This window comes from uncultured Apibacter sp. (assembly GCF_946479295.1).
GTDB lineage: Bacteria > Bacteroidota > Bacteroidia > Flavobacteriales > Weeksellaceae > Apibacter.
This window is the reverse complement of record NZ_CAMLFD010000011.1, coordinates 22,662-41,282: the sequence shown is the minus strand read 5'-3', so window position 1 is coordinate 41,282 and position 18,621 is coordinate 22,662. Positions and strand designations below refer to the sequence as shown.

20 protein-coding genes and 1 tRNA gene are annotated in these 18,621 nt (G+C 30.0%); 14 read left to right on the top strand and 7 right to left on the bottom strand.

The features are described from left to right. Window positions 1-17: 17 nt before the first annotated feature. Window positions 18-1,427: a right-handed parallel beta-helix repeat-containing protein gene (locus Q0T35_RS07880; RefSeq protein WP_295841982.1), complete on the bottom strand. Its 1,410-nt coding sequence runs from the start codon at window positions 1,425-1,427 to the stop codon at window positions 18-20. Window positions 1,428-1,470: 43 nt separating this feature from the next. Then, window positions 1,471-2,073, bottom strand: a complete 603-nt coding sequence (locus Q0T35_RS07875) for a porin family protein (RefSeq protein ID WP_293917285.1) — start codon at window positions 2,071-2,073, stop codon at window positions 1,471-1,473. An 84-nt stretch (window positions 2,074-2,157) separates the two neighbouring features. Here Q0T35_RS07875 and Q0T35_RS07870 point away from each other — a divergent pair, with 84 nt between their 5' ends. After that, entirely contained in the window at window positions 2,158-2,850 is a 693-nt protein-coding gene (locus tag Q0T35_RS07870) for a metal-dependent hydrolase (protein ID WP_293917283.1), read from the top strand. 74 nt (window positions 2,851-2,924) lie between these two features. Next, window positions 2,925-4,964: a M3 family metallopeptidase gene (locus Q0T35_RS07865; protein ID WP_295841975.1), complete on the top strand. Its 2,040-nt coding sequence runs from the start codon at window positions 2,925-2,927 to the stop codon at window positions 4,962-4,964. A gap of 156 nt (window positions 4,965-5,120) precedes the next feature. Here Q0T35_RS07865 and Q0T35_RS07860 read toward each other — a convergent pair whose 3' ends face one another. The 4 genes from Q0T35_RS07860 to Q0T35_RS07845 are packed head-to-tail and all read right to left on the bottom strand — an operon-like array spanning window position 5,121 to window position 8,470. Continuing rightward, complete coding sequence (locus Q0T35_RS07860) at window positions 5,121-6,017, bottom strand: hypothetical protein (RefSeq protein WP_295841967.1); 897 nt, start codon at window positions 6,015-6,017, stop codon at window positions 5,121-5,123. Beyond that, window positions 6,001-7,257 (bottom strand): polysaccharide deacetylase family protein, encoded by a 1,257-nt coding sequence (locus Q0T35_RS07855; RefSeq protein ID WP_295841962.1) that lies wholly within the window; start codon window positions 7,255-7,257, stop codon window positions 6,001-6,003. The genes Q0T35_RS07860 and Q0T35_RS07855 overlap by 17 nt, the downstream gene beginning before the upstream one ends. 10 nt (window positions 7,258-7,267) lie before the next feature. Next, a complete protein-coding gene (gene radC / locus Q0T35_RS07850) occupies window positions 7,268-7,945 on the bottom strand; it encodes a DNA repair protein RadC (protein ID WP_295841959.1) in 678 nt (225 codons plus the stop codon). Between the two features lie 15 nt (window positions 7,946-7,960). Further along, window positions 7,961-8,470 (bottom strand): hypothetical protein, encoded by a 510-nt coding sequence (locus tag Q0T35_RS07845; RefSeq protein ID WP_295841950.1) that lies wholly within the window; start codon window positions 8,468-8,470, stop codon window positions 7,961-7,963. Window positions 8,471-8,660: 190 nt separating this feature from the next. Between Q0T35_RS07845 and Q0T35_RS07840 the strand changes: the two genes are divergently transcribed. Continuing rightward, a tRNA-Asn gene (locus tag Q0T35_RS07840) sits at window positions 8,661-8,734 on the top strand. Between the two features lie 92 nt (window positions 8,735-8,826). On the opposite strand, the gene Q0T35_RS07835 is transcribed toward Q0T35_RS07840, so the two are convergent. Further along, window positions 8,827-10,137 (bottom strand): NUMOD1 domain-containing DNA-binding protein, encoded by a 1,311-nt coding sequence (locus Q0T35_RS07835; RefSeq protein WP_295841939.1) that lies wholly within the window; start codon window positions 10,135-10,137, stop codon window positions 8,827-8,829. Window positions 10,138-10,382: 245 nt separating this feature from the next. On the opposite strand from Q0T35_RS07835, the gene vgrG reads away from it, so the two are divergent. The 11 genes from vgrG to Q0T35_RS07780 all read left to right on the top strand — a co-directional run bounded on the left by vgrG (window position 10,383) and on the right by Q0T35_RS07780 (window position 18,588). Beyond that, window positions 10,383-12,254, top strand: coding sequence for a type VI secretion system tip protein VgrG (gene vgrG / locus Q0T35_RS07830; RefSeq protein WP_295841933.1), 1,872 nt, complete (start codon window positions 10,383-10,385; stop codon window positions 12,252-12,254). A 23-nt stretch (window positions 12,255-12,277) separates the two neighbouring features. Further along, on the top strand, window positions 12,278-12,550 hold the full coding sequence (locus Q0T35_RS07825; RefSeq protein ID WP_295841926.1) for a hypothetical protein: 273 nt from the start codon (window positions 12,278-12,280) through the stop codon (window positions 12,548-12,550). Between the two features lie 3 nt (window positions 12,551-12,553). After that, window positions 12,554-13,153, top strand: coding sequence for a PAAR-like protein (locus Q0T35_RS07820; RefSeq protein ID WP_366937734.1), 600 nt, complete (start codon window positions 12,554-12,556; stop codon window positions 13,151-13,153). Window positions 13,154-13,228: 75 nt separating this feature from the next. Continuing rightward, window positions 13,229-13,624 (top strand): hypothetical protein, encoded by a 396-nt coding sequence (locus Q0T35_RS07815; RefSeq protein ID WP_295841907.1) that lies wholly within the window; start codon window positions 13,229-13,231, stop codon window positions 13,622-13,624. Beyond that, a complete protein-coding gene (locus Q0T35_RS07810) occupies window positions 13,602-14,159 on the top strand; it encodes a hypothetical protein (RefSeq protein WP_295841901.1) in 558 nt (185 codons plus the stop codon). Before Q0T35_RS07815 ends, Q0T35_RS07810 begins: the two co-directional genes overlap by 23 nt. A gap of 153 nt (window positions 14,160-14,312) precedes the next feature. Beyond that, entirely contained in the window at window positions 14,313-14,864 is a 552-nt protein-coding gene (locus tag Q0T35_RS07805) for a hypothetical protein (RefSeq protein WP_295841894.1), read from the top strand. Between the two features lie 20 nt (window positions 14,865-14,884). Beyond that, entirely contained in the window at window positions 14,885-15,469 is a 585-nt protein-coding gene (locus Q0T35_RS07800; protein ID WP_295841886.1) for a hypothetical protein, read from the top strand. 131 nt (window positions 15,470-15,600) lie between these two features. Next, complete coding sequence (locus tag Q0T35_RS07795) at window positions 15,601-16,383, top strand: hypothetical protein (protein WP_295841877.1); 783 nt, start codon at window positions 15,601-15,603, stop codon at window positions 16,381-16,383. A gap of 33 nt (window positions 16,384-16,416) precedes the next feature. Next, complete coding sequence (locus Q0T35_RS07790) at window positions 16,417-16,815, top strand: hypothetical protein (RefSeq protein WP_295841869.1); 399 nt, start codon at window positions 16,417-16,419, stop codon at window positions 16,813-16,815. A gap of 14 nt (window positions 16,816-16,829) precedes the next feature. Continuing rightward, window positions 16,830-18,095: a hypothetical protein gene (locus Q0T35_RS07785; RefSeq protein ID WP_295841864.1), complete on the top strand. Its 1,266-nt coding sequence runs from the start codon at window positions 16,830-16,832 to the stop codon at window positions 18,093-18,095. After that, window positions 18,055-18,588, top strand: a complete 534-nt coding sequence (locus tag Q0T35_RS07780; RefSeq protein WP_295841854.1) for a hypothetical protein — start codon at window positions 18,055-18,057, stop codon at window positions 18,586-18,588. Before Q0T35_RS07785 ends, Q0T35_RS07780 begins: the two co-directional genes overlap by 41 nt. Window positions 18,589-18,621 lie beyond the last annotated feature (33 nt).

The window sequence follows — 18,621 nt, the reverse complement described above, 5'->3', positions numbered from 1 at the left end:
ATAATATTATAAAATTTTTATTCCTGATAGGCGCCTAAAGCAGGAGCGGAGGTTCTTGGGAATCCGTTAATATCTAGTGGAACGGATAATGCATAGGTTAAATTTCCTTTTCCTAATGCAGGTGAATCTTCAGTAAGACTAAGCAAACATTCAGAATAACCTGTTTTATAAAATAAAGGGTCTTTATTTAAAATTGTGTGTATAAAATTATTATCCGTATCGACATGAATAGAATTGCTATTATTCTTAATAAGATTCGTATCAAAAGAATAAAAGAAAGGAGCGTTGGGATTATTATCTATATAAAGACTATTGTAATTATTTACCCATAAAATACAGTTCTTAAAAGAAGCATTGAGTTGTTTATATTGGAGTTTTCCGGATTTCTGATGGGAGTTGGATAAGTAAACCGCATATCCTGCCCCGGCATTTAAATTCCAATAATTTGCAAAAGTACAATGGGTAAAATCATAATTTCCACCATATAGGGCTATCAAATCGGAAGTACCACAATTATTTAAGGCAATATTTTTTCCTTCAACATTTCCTCCTATAGAATATATTCCTCCATATAGAAAATTATAAATCTTTGAATTTGAAATTATTAATTGAGCGTTGTCCTCTAAATAAAAAGCGTTATTTCCACCTTTGATTACGGCATGATTAACTTTTGCCAAAGAATTACGAGCTAATCGAATTTGATCCCAATTACCAGGAAGAGAATCATATCTGGATTCATGACGATCTCCACGTATAATTACCTCTTTATGTAAAGAGCCGTTTAAAGTAAGTACACTTCCGGAATCAATGAATATAGATGCATTTTTATGAAGATATATTTTCGTTCCTTCGGAAACAGATAAGTTGGCATTATTTGTTAATTTTAAAGTGCCATATATTACTTTGGATTTTGAACTGTTCCAAAATAAATCATGAGATATTTCTTTAGTTCCTGATTTTGAAAAATAAAATTCTGCGTCTTCTATTAAAGAGAGTAATTTAACTTTTTGAGTATTTCCTATAGTATTGAAGATTAAATCCTCATCAGCCAAAGCTTCTGATGTGCTTATACTTTTGGGTGCTATTTCAATAAGAATATATAAACTGTCTTTAGAGCGTAAAGGAATGTTTTGAAAATTATTTGCATTCGAAGAATTACCCTCAAATCCATCTACATTAATTTTAAATTGTGAAGATGAACCTTTTTCCAGATAAATTCCGGGAATCACCACATCATCATTTTGCTGATTATATACCTTGAGTACATAGGTTTCTGATCTTACAGTTGAGAATACGGTATCTAACATTACCGTGTCTTTGGAAAATCGAAGTGGCTTTGAGGCCGGATCATAATTATAATCATCTCTACATGAAAAAATTATAAGAACTAATAAAGATATAAATAGAAGGAACGATAATTTTTTCATATCAATTTATTTTTGCTAAGATATAAAGGAAATAATTCAATCTTTAAAATTTATATCCGACACTGAGGACCAAAGAATTTTGTCTTTTTTCCAATTTAAATTCTTCACCTGTATGTTTTTTTATAAACTTTGTTTCACTTTCATTAAATCCGAATTCATAACGGACATCAAAAGTAAGTTTGGCTAAATCGAATCCTCCACCTACCTGACCGGCAAGAGAAAAGTCATCTGTTTTAGTTTTTTTTATTCCTCTTAAAGAAATATCTTCATTTAAAGAAGTTGAAAATACAGGTCCTGCATACAATCTGATAACTTGCAGGAAATTAGATCCAAATAATAAAGGGATATCCAGTCTGTTGGAATGGGCGGTAAATTCTGTAGAATAGTTATAATCAAAATTTGTTTTCATGGAAGAAAAATAAATTTCAGGTTGAATAAACCATCTTTCCATTTTTATACGGCTAAATAGTCCCGCATGCCACCCAATGTTATCAGTAGCTTTACTTTCTTTAATATTAGTTATAGTTCGTTTTAAATTGCCTTTATATCCAAAAGCCATACCTGCTTTCGCCCCAAATTCAACTTGTTGCGCAAACGAAACTATTGAAAAAAACAGTAAGAATAGTACTAAAAAATACCTTTTCATATGAAATGTTTTTTGCCTAATTTTTTTCAAAGATAATTATTATTTGTTACATTTGAAGAAGATTAAACCTAATAAGATAAGAACATGGAAATAATATATTACGGACATGCGTGTTTTGGATTTAAAACATCATCATCAACAGTCTTGGTCGATCCATTTATATCGGAAAATGAATTAGCAAAAGATATAAATATAGACGAAATTAAGGCGGATTATATTTTTTTGACCCATGCTCATTATGATCATATTTTGGATGTAGAGAGAATTGCTAAGAACAATAATTCTTCCATTTTGGCTAATCCTGAAATTACTGCACATTTTAAAAAATTAGGATTGAATGTGATTCCTATGAATATTGGAGGAGTTATGAAATTTAGTTTTGGTAAAGTTAAAATGGTGGCTGCGGTGCATAGCTCATCCTTTCCTGACGGAACTTATGGGGGATTAGCTTGTGGTTACTTAATGAAAATGGATGGAAAAGTAATCTATGTTGCAGGAGATACTGCTCTTACCACAGATATGAAGCTGCTTCCATTTATTTACGGATATATCAACGTAGCAATCTTGCCAATTGGTAACTTCTATACGATGGGTGGATATGATGCTGTAATTGCAGCGAAATTTGTTAAAACTAAAAATGCTATAGCTTCCCATTATGATACTTTTCCTGCTATAAAAGTTAATAAAGATAAAACCAAGCATTTGTTTTTAGCAGAGGAGAAACGTTTAACTTTTTTATCTATTGGAGAATCTATAGATATTAGTAAATTTGAATAGTTTTTTAATCTTAATTAAAATTTGAATTATATAGAAAAAATTTTATTCGATAGAATTTAATTTTAAAAAAAATTATGAATAATAATTTATTGGAAAAATTTAATACACCTTTTGAAAGTATTCCTTTCGAAGAAATTAAGCAAGAACAATTTAAACCAGCAATAGAAAAGGCAATTGACGATGCAAAGAAAGAGATAAATGAAATAATTGAAAACACGGATCCTCCTAATTTTGTTAACACTATAGTAGCTTTAGAAAATGTTGGAAAAAAACTTAATATAGTTTCCTCTACTTTTTTTAATTTAAATTCTGCGGAGACTAATGATTATTTGCAAAGCTTAGCGGAAGAAATTTCTCCCCTATTGACTGAATTTGCAAATGATATTGTGTTAAATGAAAAATTATTTGAAAAAATAAAGATTGTTTATGATACTACATTAAAATCCAAGTTAAGCCAAGAAGAAGTACGGTTGTTGGATAAAACCTATAAGGATTTTTCTAAAAACGGAGCATTACTTTCAACGGAAGATAAGGATACTCTTAGAAAAATATCTAATGAATTGTCAGTGCTTTCCGTAAAATTTGGGCAAAATGTTTTGAAAGAAACTAACGATTATTTTCTCCATATTACCGATAGTAACGATATGGAAGGAGTTCCGGAATCTATTAAGGAGATGGCGCGTAATGAGGCGGAAAGTAGAGGCTTGGAAGGATGGGTATTTACATTACATTATCCAAGTTATGTACCTTTCCTTACGTATGCAAAAAACAGGGAATTACGTAAAGATATCTATACGGCATATATGCAGAGAGCCTGTAAGGATAACGAGTATAATAATGAAGGAATAATTCATAAGATAGTTAAATTACGAGGAGAGAAAGCCCAATTGTTAGGTTTTAAGACTTATGCAGATTTAATTTTACAAGAAAGAATGGCTGCTGCACCCAAGATCGTATATGATTTCTTATATGATTTACTGAATAAAGCAAAACCTTTCGCAGTAAAAGAAATCCAACAATTAAAAGAGTTGGCTGTACGAGAGGGAATTTCAGAGATTATGCCATACGACCATGCTTATTATGCGGAAAAATTAAGACAAGAAAAATTTTCGTTTTCCGAAGAAGAGCTCAAGCCGTATTTTCCATTAGATCAAGTGGTAAATGCCGCATTTGATGCTGCAAATAATTTATACGGATTAACATTCCATGAAAGAAATGACATTCAGAAATATCATCCGGAAGTTAAAGTTTATGAAGTAATAAATGATAAGGGAAAGCATCAGGCATTATTATATGCCGACTTTTTTCCACGTGCAGGTAAAAGAGCAGGCGCTTGGATGACTTCTTTTAAAGGACAGTTTAAAACATTAAGTGATAACGTTAGACCTCATATATCTATTGTTTGTAATTTTTCTCGTCCCAATGGAGAGATACCGTCTTTATTAACATTCACGGAAGTAACAACACTTTTTCATGAATTTGGACATGCTTTGCACGGCATTTTAGCAAACACCACATTTGAATCATTGTCAGGAACTAATGTTTATTGGGATTTCGTTGAGCTACCATCTCAATTCATGGAAAATTATGTATTTGAAAAGGAATTTTTAAAAACTTTTGCGCTTCATTATAAAACAGGAAAACTGCTAAAAGAGGAAAAAATTGATAAAATAGTAGCATCTGCCAATTTCATGCAAGGGTATCAAACAATCCGCCAGATAGGCTTAGGTTTATTAGATATGGCTTACCATACAAATGAATTAAAAGCAGAGGAAAGAATTGAAGATTTTGAAGTCAATAAAGTAAAAGAAACGCAAGTATATCCTCATATTAAAAATACCTGTATAAGCACTTCTTTTTCTCATATATTTCAAGGAGGATATGCCGCAGGATACTACTCATACAAATGGGCTGAAGTTTTAGATGCTGATGCTTTTGATTTCTTCAAAGAAAGAGGAATCTTTGATAAGGAAACTGCTTTAAAATTTGAAAATTTATTGAGTAAAGGAGGAACTGAGGACCCGATGGAATTGTATATTAGCTTCCGCGGAAGAAGACCTGAATCGGATGCTTTATTAAAACGCGCCGGTTTAATTCAGGATGCAAATTCATAATAAATAGAAACTTATAATAATAAAAATGGTTTGATCTTTTTCAAGCCATTTTTTATAGATAGTAGAATGATATCACTAAAAGTCCATTGTTTTATGAAAAAATTATTGTTAAGATTTACCTCTATTCTTTAAAAAATTATCTCTCTTTAAATAAATTTATCTTTTTTTTAAAGCATCAAACCATTTGAAATTTTTGTAGGGTATATAGTGTTTCGTTTTGGCACCTAAACTCTTATTAAAATTAGCTATGCCCGGAATCATGGATCCTTCAAAATCGAATATTAGTTTTTGATTTGAGTATTTTTGAATTATCAAATCAATGAGATAGGCATAAGAATTTTTAATTTCAATTTCTTTATTTCTTACGGAAAGCAAATTTATAATTCTCCCTTTGGAAAAAATGAGCCATAAATAGACTGTGGGTATATGTTGTTCTCTATATACCGTATATTGTTTTAAAAGATTTCGATGATTTAATTCCAGTAAAAGTGAATTTAAAATATCTATTTGTGATTCTGTAAGAAAATTATGCAAATGGGTAAACAGAGTTCCTTTGATAACAGAATCTATATATCCTTCTTCAATTTCTATACTAGGTGAAAAATCATTTTTTAGAACTCTTTTTTTATTTTTATTATAATTATTTGAAATTGTTAAGTAATTAGATTCGAGATTTAGAATTTGATTATCTCTCTTTATACAATCTGTAGGAAAATAGGAAGTATTTTCTTCGTTAAAACAATAGCTTCTAACTCTGTATCTATTCAAAAAGGATAAAAAAAGGCTAAAGTTCTCAGCAGATATATTTTCTTTATAAAAAATACCTAGTTGTTGACAAAAAGTAGGTTGTATAACAAATTTCATTCCTAATTTCTTATGATAAGCAATAGGCATTACTGCTTCAAAATTGTTTAGTACCAATATATCATAACCGTCAGGAGAAACAATGTCCAAATACCATAATTCTGCATAGACTCTGTAATTTAAAGAATTATGCAAACAATTGGAATAATTCCTTTTATCAATATTTTTATGGTTATATATATGGATCATTCACTTTAACAATTAACTTTTCATACAATGATTTCCATGAGTTCCATTCTCCATAATCAGATAAGCTATCGTTATGAAAGATAGAGATGAATGTTCCATTTACTTTTTTTACGGAATTTAGTAAATCCCAAATTTTATTTTCTGCCTCCTCAATTGTTAAATTCATATAATTTTTTAACGTTACGTCCATCATGCAGAAAGGATAAATTTTTAAGTCTGTGATTTTATTGTTTTTTAAATCAAACCAGTAGAAAGGGGTACATGTTCCGGCACGAAATCCGATATGATCCTGAAAACCCATAGAAAAATCAGCGGTAATATGTAAATTTATGAGATTAGAATAAGTTTCGGGTAATGTAAGTTTGATGAAATGTTGTCGAGAGAATGAAATTTTTTGTTTCAAAAGTTTTTCCAACTCTATTTTTTCTTTTTTTAAAATTTCAAAATCTTTATTGGAATAATAGCTGGGATGGAGACCAATAGTTGTGTATTCCTGCTTATCTAATTGACCAATGAGATTGCGATATGCTTTATTTTTTGGATTATGATTGGTATCCCATTTGCTTCCCAAGCCAAAAGACACAAAGTAAATGGTAGGAAATTCTAATTGTTCTATATAGGGATAAATATAATAAGGATCGGGTTTTATTCCTAATAATATTAAGGTTTGAAAGTATCCGTCTTTCCAACGCGAGGTAATAAGTTTTTTTCCAAAGGATTTTAAATTTCTAAACCAAGATTTATTCTTATAAAGCCAAGCATGATCAATATCAATGGTATTAATAAATTCAAATTTACGATTCTTACGTACAAGGGTAGGGAAATGATCTTTAAGTTGATTAAACAAGTCATAGGCAAATGTATCTATCCATGGATGAATTGGATCTATTTTACCATTGATGGAAGAAGATTGATAAGAAAATCTTTTATGTATATCTTCCCTATAAGGTAGATATTCCTCGTATCTTGAAAGTAAGTAAAATGTGGTTGCAAAAGGATCCTTTAAGATTTTGGTAAGATCTTGCATTTTAATATCGGTCTCGAATAGTAAATTGCAAGCCGAAAAATGCATTTCGTCTTTTATACTTAAGTTGGAGTAAGAAAATTTAGGTACGGCTTTAATATGATAATAATCTAGAGAATCTGTTAGTTGGAATTGAATTCCTAGGATTTGTTCGAAGATAAAGGAATAGGTATAACGGATTCTTTCATTAATGTTGGGTACATAGATTAAAATCATATCCTAAAAATTATAATAAATTTTCATCAGCAAAACTAAAATAGGAAGTTTGGGTTACAATTAGATGATCCATAAGAGTAATATTCAATAAACTACCTGCTTTTTTAATTTCCTGAGTGATTTGTATATCAGAATTGCTCGGTTGTATATTTCCCGAAGGATGATTATGAGATATGATTAATGAAACTGCATTGAGTTCTAATGCATGTTTGAAAATAATTCTATTGTCAACCATTGTTCCTGTAATTCCTCCTTGAGAAATTTTTTCTTTGCTTACTATTTTATTGGATCGACTTAAATATATAACCCAAAATTCTTCAATAAGAAGGTCTCCAATTATTGGCTGAAGAATATTAAATGCATCTTTGGCAGAAGAAATAGTTTCTTTTTTGAGTGCTTGTTGTAAAGATTTTCTTCTTCCAATTTCCAAGGAAGTAACTATTTCAATAGCTTTTACTTTACCGACACCGTTGAATTTGCATAAATCTCGTATTGAGAGCTTTGCCAATTCGTTCCAATTATTATTTACCGAAGATAAGATCCGTTGAGCTAGAATAATGCTGCTTTCTTGTTTAGAGCCGCTCCCCAGAATTATAGCTAAAAGCTCGGCATCTGATAATGATTGTTTGCCTTTTAACAATAATTTTTCTCTGGGTCTTTCTTCTTCAGCTAATGATTTTATATTCATATGAACTCATTTTAATTAGATTCCATCTTGAATATCCTTCTGAAGATATAATATTGCAGTGGATGATGGGGATGAGTCTTCCATAGACTGTTTTATAATTTCCTCTTGAATTTCTTTAACAGAGGATTCTTCCATGGATTGGATGGTGTTTTTTATTAATAGTTGTGTGGCATTTTTTGCTGATAGAATGATTTTCCAAGTATTAGGATTTATATATACTTGTTGAGCTAAATTGTGCTCAAATTCCGTTTGAATGGTTTCAATTAGATTATATTCATAAGATTTACCATCCTCAGTTGGCGCAACGCGTCTGATTAATGAGGCAGGTTTAATTCTTTCTAAAAACAAAGTCATTCGCTCATAGGCTTGCAATTTATTCGGTAAAATGTTTTCAGAATATTTTAAACGAAGTTCGAAATTTCTTCTTTCTCTTTCTGATTGAAAAAATCGGGTAAGCATAAACATAAATCCCCCCACGAAAATTACTAAAATAGCAAGGGAAATAATTAAAGTTGAAATGTCCATAAAATTTAAATAAATTAGGCGGAGGCAAAAATACTATTTTATATTAAAAAAAACACCTATTGGAAAAGAATATTAAAAAAGTTTAAATTCTTTTTTATTGATACTAACATATTTAGATTTTGATGGTAAAAAAAGTTTAAAAAATATTTGGAGCATATAGAAATATCTTCTACATTTGCACTCACAAAATTCCTCCTTAGCTCAGTCGGTTAGAGCATCTGACTGTTAATCAGAGGGTCGCTGGTTCGAGCCCAGCAGGAGGAGCTGAAAATTAAAAGGTTATAGATTTAAAAATCTGTAGCCTTTTTTATTTGCCAAAAATTCGCCAAAAAAACTATAGTTATTAAAAAAATCTTTTATATTACCTTTTCTACATATTTCCATACATACCCACCACAGGTTTTACTCCTTCCATGTACAGCATCGCTTATACTGGCACGAGATAAGCCCATTGATTTACCTGCTTCAACTATAGAAAGATAAGTAGCTATATGATTTCCAGACAGGTCATATTGATAAACTACTCTAATTTTCCTTTTAGGAGGAGTTATTTTTGTTAGCTTATTTCCTTCCATCCAAAAAAATCCTCTTATATACTGAGGTCTAGACCTGAGTGATTTTCCTAAAGTAATCTCCGGTATCCCTGTACTTTTGGAAGCTTTTGATATACTGGGATAAACCATTATAAGATTCCCCTCTTTATCAAACTGGCTTACTATTTTAGCATTAATTGAAATGGGAGGTACCGGATCCACTTTCTGAGGCTCATAACCTTTTTTCCAAATCAAACCACCAGCAGTACGAGATCTCCCCTGTATACACTGACGAATACAGCCCCTATTTATTTTAGTTTGCTGTTCAGCTTCCCAAATAGTATTATATCCGGCTAAATAATTACCCTCTTTATCATAACAACTAAGAGGTTGAGAAGATAGACTTGGTGTTACAGCAATAATATCGGAAGTATCATTTTCATCCTTCCAAATATAATTTCCTGCATAATTTTGCTTCCCAAGAATGCATTTTCTAATAGCAGTTTCATGAATTCCAGTTTGTTTATAAGCTTCCCTCATGCTTGGATAACTGTTTAGGTAGTTACCTTGCAGGTTATATTGCTTAACTTTGATTTTAGTCTTACTTTTTTCCTGTAATCTGTTTCTTCTTTCTATTGGCCAGAATTTTCTTTTACTCGCAAATATCTCAGGTACATTAGTTCTTCCTTGTTTTGCTGTAATCCGGTTTAATTCAGAGTTACCTCCCCTATAAAGGTTTTCTATTTTATTATTGAAATTATCCCAATCCTTGTGAAGAATTAAATCTTGTTTGGTTATTTTATTACAAAAAGCTTCATATACCTTTCTGGAAACATAAAATGAGTATGTAATTTTTTCTATTGTTATTTTGATTATTAAAGAATAAAAATGTTTTTTGAGTATTTTATTGTAAAGAGGTTTGGGATATTGTTTTCGAATTCGTTCCGGACGTTCATAGGAAACTGTTTTTAATCCTCCTTTGGTGCTTTGGTAAATAGTTCTTTTTAAATCTTTTATGCGCCCCTTATTGGAAATCATCAGATAACCTTCAAAATCGGGACAATCTTTCCATATTTCTCCGGGAATATCTTTCAGTGATAAATTTTGATATGGATATAAAGTAGTTTCTTTCAATTTATTTTCTGTTACTAGTTTTATTTACCTAATTAAAAAACAAAGATGTCTCTGTATCAATAATAAAAAGTATTCGTATTTAGTACAATATAATCGGGAATTACTTATTTTGTTTCTTTAGAAGATAGAAATTATTTGCAGCAACAAAGATATAAAATAAAATATATTTTATATCTTTGTGAGATACTTATTATTTTTTACATTTATAAAATTATTATCAATTAATATATTTAATACTGGTTCTTATGGAAAAAATAGATAAACCACTAGTTCCTTTTACCTTTTCAACTCCGGATGTAGTAAAAGAGAAGATTGTAAGTAAACTCAATCAATATGATAAATCCTCAATTACTTATGTGAGGGTTCAGATTGCCGGAGAGGAATATTTTACTGAAACCAATATTGCTAAATTAGAGATTAAACAAAAAATCGGAGATCATCATAGTTTTGAGATGTGGTGTGATCCAGGGGAATTTAATGAAGATAATGCTTATTTATTTGAACACTCCAGAACCCATTTAGGTAAGCGAATTACTTTTCAATTCAACAGGTTTGGAATTGTACAATCAATTTTTACAGGTGTTATCACCCAAATATCCACTCAGAAGCAAGACGGAATAAAAAGAGTTATTCTGCGGGGTAAGTCTCCCTCTATACTTATGGAAAACGGATTGCATACAAGAAGTTTTGAAAATAAAACTCTGGAAGATATTATTAATCAGGTAGCTTCTCCTTATGCAAAGAATTTAATTGACTTTAAAATCAATCCGAACTTTAAAGAAAAAATCCCTTATATAGTTCAATACAATGAAACTGATTATCAATTTATTAAGCGTTTAGCATCCCGTTTTGGAGAGTATTATTTTTATAACGGGGAACAATTGGTTTTTTCGGCTTGGGGAGGGAAAATAACGGAATTAGTTGAAGAAGAGGATGTTTTTAATTTCGAATTAAAAATGGAAGTACACCCCCAGAAATTTTCTTATACAGCGTATGATGCTAAACAATCATCTGATTATAAGGTAGATTCAGAAAGTCAGAGGCTACAACAATCAGAGAATCCTTTTCAGCAATATGCCATTAATGCATCAGAAGGACTTTTTAATGTTTCTCCCACCGCTCATTTTGATAAAAGCTTATTGATAAATCAGCAGTTAGATATTGAAAGGGCTGTTCTTGCAGAAAAACGTAAAAGACAAAATTTAGTTTATATAGAGGCAACTACTAATGAACCTAGCTTACGCCTAGGCGATATAGGTAAAGTTTCAGCCTGGATACCTAAACATAAAATTTTTAAATCCGGAAAAATTCCGATTGAAAGTTATAAGATAAATGAAATCATTCATTGTTTTGTAGAAGGAGAAGGATATACTAATACATTTATAGGAGTACCTAAAGATTTAATAACACCTCCGGATTATGACGGAAGCAATTCCCCGGTAGCAGATATTCAACATGCTATTGTTACAGATAACAAAGATCCAAAAAAGATGGGACGTGTACGTCTTCAGTTTGTCTGGCAAAAGGCTGAAAATAGCCAGACACCCTGGGTTCAGGTAATACAACCTCATGCAGGTAGAGATAAAGGAACATATATTAATCCGGAAATAGGAGAAACTGTATTGGTAGCTTTTCAGGGGGGGAATGCAGAAGCTCCTATCGTATTAGGAACAGCTTATAATGGTGAAGAAATTTCAGAATATTTCACTCCTAACAATGATTTAAAAGCAATAAGAACCCGAAGTACCACTAAAATTGTTTTTAATGATGCTGAAGGTAGTTTGCTTAATGAAGATGCTGCTGGAAGTTATATAAAATTAGAGGGGGATGGTAATGTCAGCATTTATGCAGTCAAAAATCTGAATATTAATGTGGGCGAGAATATGAGTGTTACTGTTGGAAATAATAAAACGGAAATGATTACCAACAATTATATTTTTTCATCTAAGAGTTCCAGTTATTCAATAGAAAAAGATAAAGCAGAAATGATAGGAAATTATTACTATCAGGAATCCGGTAGTGCCAGTATTCAGACATTAAAAGGTTCTTTACAAATGCGAGGAACAACCTTGGCTGTTCTACAAGGAGGAGATGATGTAAAAGTTAGTAAAGGTTAATGTTTTATTTAACATGAAAAAACATGGAGAAAGAAAAGAAATTTTCATTTTTGGCAGATGAATATGATACAGGTACTTTATTAAACTCTGATGCTCCTGAAATTGGCCGCTCAGAAAGCTGGGGAACTCCTGACCAGGCTCAGCAGCAGAAGTCTTCAGATATTGAGCAGGAAGAGGTTGCTAATAAATTAAGAAAAGAAAATGAAAAGCTGTTAAATGAAGGACAGCCAGAAGAAAAAAGGGAAATGGTGATGCATGGGGCAACTTTACAATGCCCATATGCCCAAGGTGAATGAAAACTGGAAGTTACTTCTAATGAGCTTAAATTGCAGGACGTTCTTTGGGCTACTGAGGGAGATGGAAACAATATGGTTAATCTTAAGTTTCCAGGGATATGCAAACACCCGAAATGGGGAGATAAGAAACCACCCTGTCTGAGTGTTATCAATCTTTCTCCGTGGCAGAATGTAGGAACTACAATTGTACAGGAGCAAAGGGTATTAGTGAAGGAATCTTGTATAAATTGTAATCCAACACCTAATTCTGCTGTAGCAAGCCCTATTCCATTAGTAGATTCTATTAATTCTAATATTGGTAATAATAAATGTTTTTGTAATAGAGACTTAACTTCTAGTGAACTTAAAGATTTAGTAATTCGTTTGAGAAAAGGAGAAGTTTATATAAAAAATGGGCGGTTAGTAAGAGATGAAAAAGGAAAACCTATTCTTAAAAATGGAAAAAAACAATTTCGAGATATTACTCAATATGATGAACTAGAGGAAAAACTTTTTCATCTAAAACTCGATGAAAAAATAAATATTAGTGATGCTAATTTTGTGACTTTTGCTAAAGAATTGAATGCTACAATGAAAGAATATGATATTACTACTTGTATTTGAAAGATTCATTTTATAGCACAATGTTATCATGAAACACAACGATTTAGTTTAACATACGAAAAAGATAATAACTACATGAAAAATTATAAAGGGGAGGCTAGTTTTCGAGGTAGAGGACTTATACAAGTAACTCACGATTATGGATATACTGCCTATTATAATTTTTTAAATAAAACAAGTTATAAAGTTACAGATACTAAATTTTATAAAGATATATTACTCCCATTTACAAAAAAACTTTCAACAGAATTAAAATATGCTTGTAAATCGGCTGGTTGGAATTGGAAATATGATGGTGTTCCTTCTGTAGGAAAAGATATAAATCTTCTTGCAGATAAAGATGATGTTTTATTGGTATCTAGAGCGATTAATGGAAATGTAAAAGTTCCTAATGGTTTAGAGGAAAGAAAAAAGTTTACAAAAATATTAAAAGATGTAATGAAATATAATGAGTGTATTAATAAAAAATAAAGTAGTCTTTTTTACTCTAATAATTTTATTGATTTTTTCTTGTCAGACACAAGTTAAAAATGCTATTAGCAGTCAAAAGATTAAAAAGGAGAAAGAAACTTATATTGTTAAAAATAATATTTTTTATATTCATTTTGATAATGTTGGGAAAATTCATGAAAAATTAGCATCAGAACAACAATATGATCATTTTATAATTCAAATAGAAGAAGGAAATATAAAATTTAAAGAAAACTATAAACTATTAATTAACAATTATGGTGATAGAAATGATTTAATATTTACTTTGACAAAAGTCAGTAAAAAAGAGTATACTTTAGAAGTTATACAAGAAACCAGACATTTAACAATTGATAAATTCATCTTTAAAAAGGATAAAGACAACCTATTAGAATTGATATCCATGGAGCAAATCCAGCCAGGAAATACTATTCAAATTTGTAAATATAGTATGTCGAGAAAGAAAGGGAATGAAATTAATTTAATCGTAGATTCCATTAGTGATCCAGAATGTTTCAATGTCGAAAATAAATAGTATTAAAAGTTAGATACAAAATAAACTAAAATGATATTTTCTATTAAAATAGAAGTTATCAACTTAGATAAAATAAAGCAATCAGTAGATAATACAAGGGTTGATATCAAAATACCTCCTTTACCCAAACGATAATCTATAAATATTTATTTTATGAGGCATAAAAATATAACTTATATTACTTTTTTTTGTTTTATTATGTTTTTCATTTCTTGTCAAAGTCAGAAGAAAGGAATTCATGAAAATGTCAGTAATTTTTTTGATTTTGAAAAGGAATATTATTTTGATATTGACAATAAAATACCATTTCAAACTTATCTAGTTGATTCTATTGGACAGCTTACTATAAATTATTATCCAAAATCTAACGAATTAATTAATGATTATCTAAATTTTGAAAAAAAATATAAAATAAGTAGTATTTATTCAGAGATAGATGATACATACTATTACTCTGCCAATGATATAGTCAAAATAGATAAAATACTAAGGAATAAGATTAGAAATAATACCAAATATTATAAAATTATTGGGATATATGTACCACTTAAATTTATTAATAGAGACTCTAAAGAGGAATATAGTGTATTATTTCCATATGAACGAGAGATATATTCATTGGATAAAACAGGGAATTGGTTTTTTGTTAAAAAACAAGTAATTTCAAATTATAATGAAGATGATCTATTAAAGGTTAATAAATAAATTTAAACTTTATTATATTATTGAGAATCTATATAATGCTAGGTAAAAAGACAGTTTATATTCTATTTCACTTTGTTTTGTTTTTTATTTCATGTAATGGACAAGAGAAAAGTCGATCTGATAAATTAACCATTCAAAAGATTGATCAGGAACAAGAGTATATTATTAATGAAATTCTACCTATCAGCATAGATACAATAACTAATTTTCAGCTTTTAGATGAAATTCCCCCTTATCCTTCTTATCGTTTTTATAATAAAACAATAGAAGCTTATATTACAATTGTATATAAAGGGAGGAATAATGTTGAGCAAAATTATTGGAGTGTTTATAATCCTAACGGATATTTTGCTGAATATAAAAATTTTGAAGAGCCTTATTTATTAAATAAAGAGATAAAAAAACACTTAATAGAAAGAGGGGTTGATAATTATAATGTAACAGCAACAATAGTATATAGAAAAGATATTAAAAGCTATTATTCTGAAGATGATATTGAATATAAGCCAGATGCAAGCCTATATCGGTATGTTTTTCAAAATAATAAATGGAAATTTGATAAATCAGTTAAAATTAAAGAAATTGAAAATAACTTATTGAATTGATAATGAGGTTCTTCAAAAATCGAATTAGGGAAATAGTTTATCAGGGACAAATAAAATTTTAATTCAAAAAAAGAATTTTCAATTATTGGTTTCAGTTGTATCTGAGAGTAAAAATACTAAAATTAAAAGTTATGGGTAATGAAAAAGCTACTATAAACGATACAGAAACAGGTCAGAATGATGAAAATCAAAAAGAAATACAATATAAAGTTTTATTGGTGTTTTATCATGGAGGACCATTTGGTGATGGAAAAATATATGCAGAGGTTAATGAGGATATGGGGGGAACCGGACGAATATATTCCAGTATCTATAACTATTGTATAACTATGGGAGACCAGGTGAAAGGAGCAGTTATCGCCCCGGCATATAGACAAGGACCGGGTGTCGATACCGGAGCTACATTTTTAAAAAATAATTATTCAGACGGGGATCTGGTTATTATTTACGGGTATAGTTACGGGGGAGATAATGCTGTAAACCTGGCAGAAGAAGTATCACATATCCCTATAGAATTAATGATTATAGTAGATAGCTCTGATGGACCTGGAAAAGGCTGGACTGTAGATATGTCTATACCTGATAATGTAAAAGTATGTAATAACTATTACCAGGATAATTCTTCCGGAACTTCAAGTGGAAGTGGGAAAATATCTGGAAGTTCAAAAAAAGGCAGTAGTTCTGATGGTAGCAGTTCTTCTAACGGTAGTTCTTCTGAGAGTGATTCTTCTAATTCCCCGGGTTCAAGAGGTTACCCACATACATCTGAGGGAAAAGCTACAGTATATAATTACCTTATCCGTGAAAATGGGGTAACACATGGAAATATTCAGGATATAGTAAAAGAACGTGTTGAGTTGGTTATGAAAAGTTTTATTATGCTAAAAAGATTATCTTCTCATAATCGAAACTAACAAATATATTAAAATGATAATATGAAAATTATTATGAAATGGTTATTGGTACTTTTGGCTGTGGGAGTTGTTGCAGTCATCATATATCTGGTTATATATTTCCGGAGTCAGACAGATGTTAAAGATGTTCATTTACAGGGGTATGTTCATGATAAAAACAGTAATACAGCATTACAAGATGTAACAATAAAGATCACTAATTGGAGATACACTTCAAATAGTGGTAAAAAAAATTATGATGAATATTTAGGCAAAGACACAATTACTCTAACAACTGATAACAATGGTTTTTTTTCAACAGAATTTCCATTAAGTGCACAGATTGATATGGAAGTTGGGAAATCCGGGTATAGAGAAGAGGTAAGAATAATCCAAAAAATAAGTAAAGATGTTTCTTTGGATATTGTATTGGAAAAAAATGATAAAAATTAAAATTTAATTTTAAAATGTCTACAGCTACAGAAACAAAACCTTTACCACCGGAAGAAAATAAATTGCCGGATAAATCACTATCTGACTCATATACGGTAAATCCTAATCAAATAGTATATGATAAACAACATCAATCAGATTTTGCAATAAATGTTTCAGATGTTTATTTTGCCCGTAAAGCTAAGATTCCTGAAAAAAGTGATATGGGTTATATAAAAATAGACACTGCAAATCTTGGAGATAAAGTCTATTTGGTTGTTAAGTGTTACGGAAGACCTAGAAAGGGGAAGTTGAGTATATCAATTTGGGAAAACCCTCAGTCTCCTTATAATGGTATATATAATGACAAACCTTTAGTATTTTTAGTCAAAGGAGTAGAAAAAACAGAAATAGAATTCATTATAGACGGTTCTATAATATATGCCCAAGAAATAGAGTTACGCCCCAAGAGCAATAAAGATTTTGAAGAATTACAGAAAAAATTTGGAAGAATCAAAACTAAAAATACTTTTTTATATATTAAAGCAAAAGTAAAGGAAACTACTGCTTTAGCTATTACCTTTAAAAATATTTTTTCAGGTAATTTTGATGCTACTGATAATTCAACTTATTATAATTTTTTAACAGGGTGTAAAGAAAAGTTTAATATTAAGTTTGAAATTTTGGTTGCGCCTTGGATGGAAATTGTTCATAAAGAAGAAGGAGTTAATGAAAGAGATAAGCCCTATGGTTACAATAGAGTAAAAGAATATTATAAAAATGGTGCTGGTCAAAATCTTGATCCTATTAAAACAGCATGGTGTTCCAGCTTTGCTAATTGGGCCCTTGTAGAAACGAATAAAGTGAAAAATACGAATTATTCTTTTATTCCTAGAAATTCAAATATTAATAATCCGGCATTAGCAATTAATTTTGTTAACCGTCAAAGATATCCAGGGTCTACTATAATATCTTCTAATGAAAAGCCTCCTTATGGATCTATTCTTATCATTAAAAAACAGAATTCTTCTGAGGGGCACGCTACTTTTGTTGTTAATTATACTGTTGAATCTGATGGGTTTACTATTATTGGCCTAGGTGGGAATCAGGATAATAAAGTTCAAAAAAATAGTTATAAGTTTAAAAAAGTTGGTAAAAAATATGTCCATACTACAAAAGCAGGGACCCGTTTAGATCATTTAGGTTACGTTGTACCTAAAGAATATATATTTAATAAAGACATACAAGATTATTATGAGTATGAAAATGCAACAGCTACTGAAGGTGATTCTACTAGGTAGTATTATCTTATCATGTACTTCAAATACAGCTTTAGAAAATGATAAACAAAAAATAACTCAACAATCTATTGAGAATCCGATTCAGATTATTGATTCAACTTTATTAGTTCATCAATTAAAACGAGATATTAAAGATTTATTGGTTACAAAAAAAACTAAATATATTGATAAAGAGATATTTGGGGATTGTATACATTTTTATCTCAATAAAAGTGAGGATAAAATAATAAATCAAACAGATATTATAAAGGGTTTTAATAAAATATTTGATAAAGATTTTGAGGATCTAATAGATAATTTAAAAATAGATGACAATTTATATCTGTATTTAGAACAATCCGAATTAAAGCCTTTGGGAGATAATGAAAAGTATAAAAACGTTATTTCTATTGCTGTCCCAATAAACGGTAGTGAGATGGGTTCGAGTAGATTGTATTGGTTTTTTTATGATCAAGGTACATGGGTGTTTGCTGGTATGACTTGTGTTGGGTAAAATTATTATTTATGGATTACCCCCTACTAAATT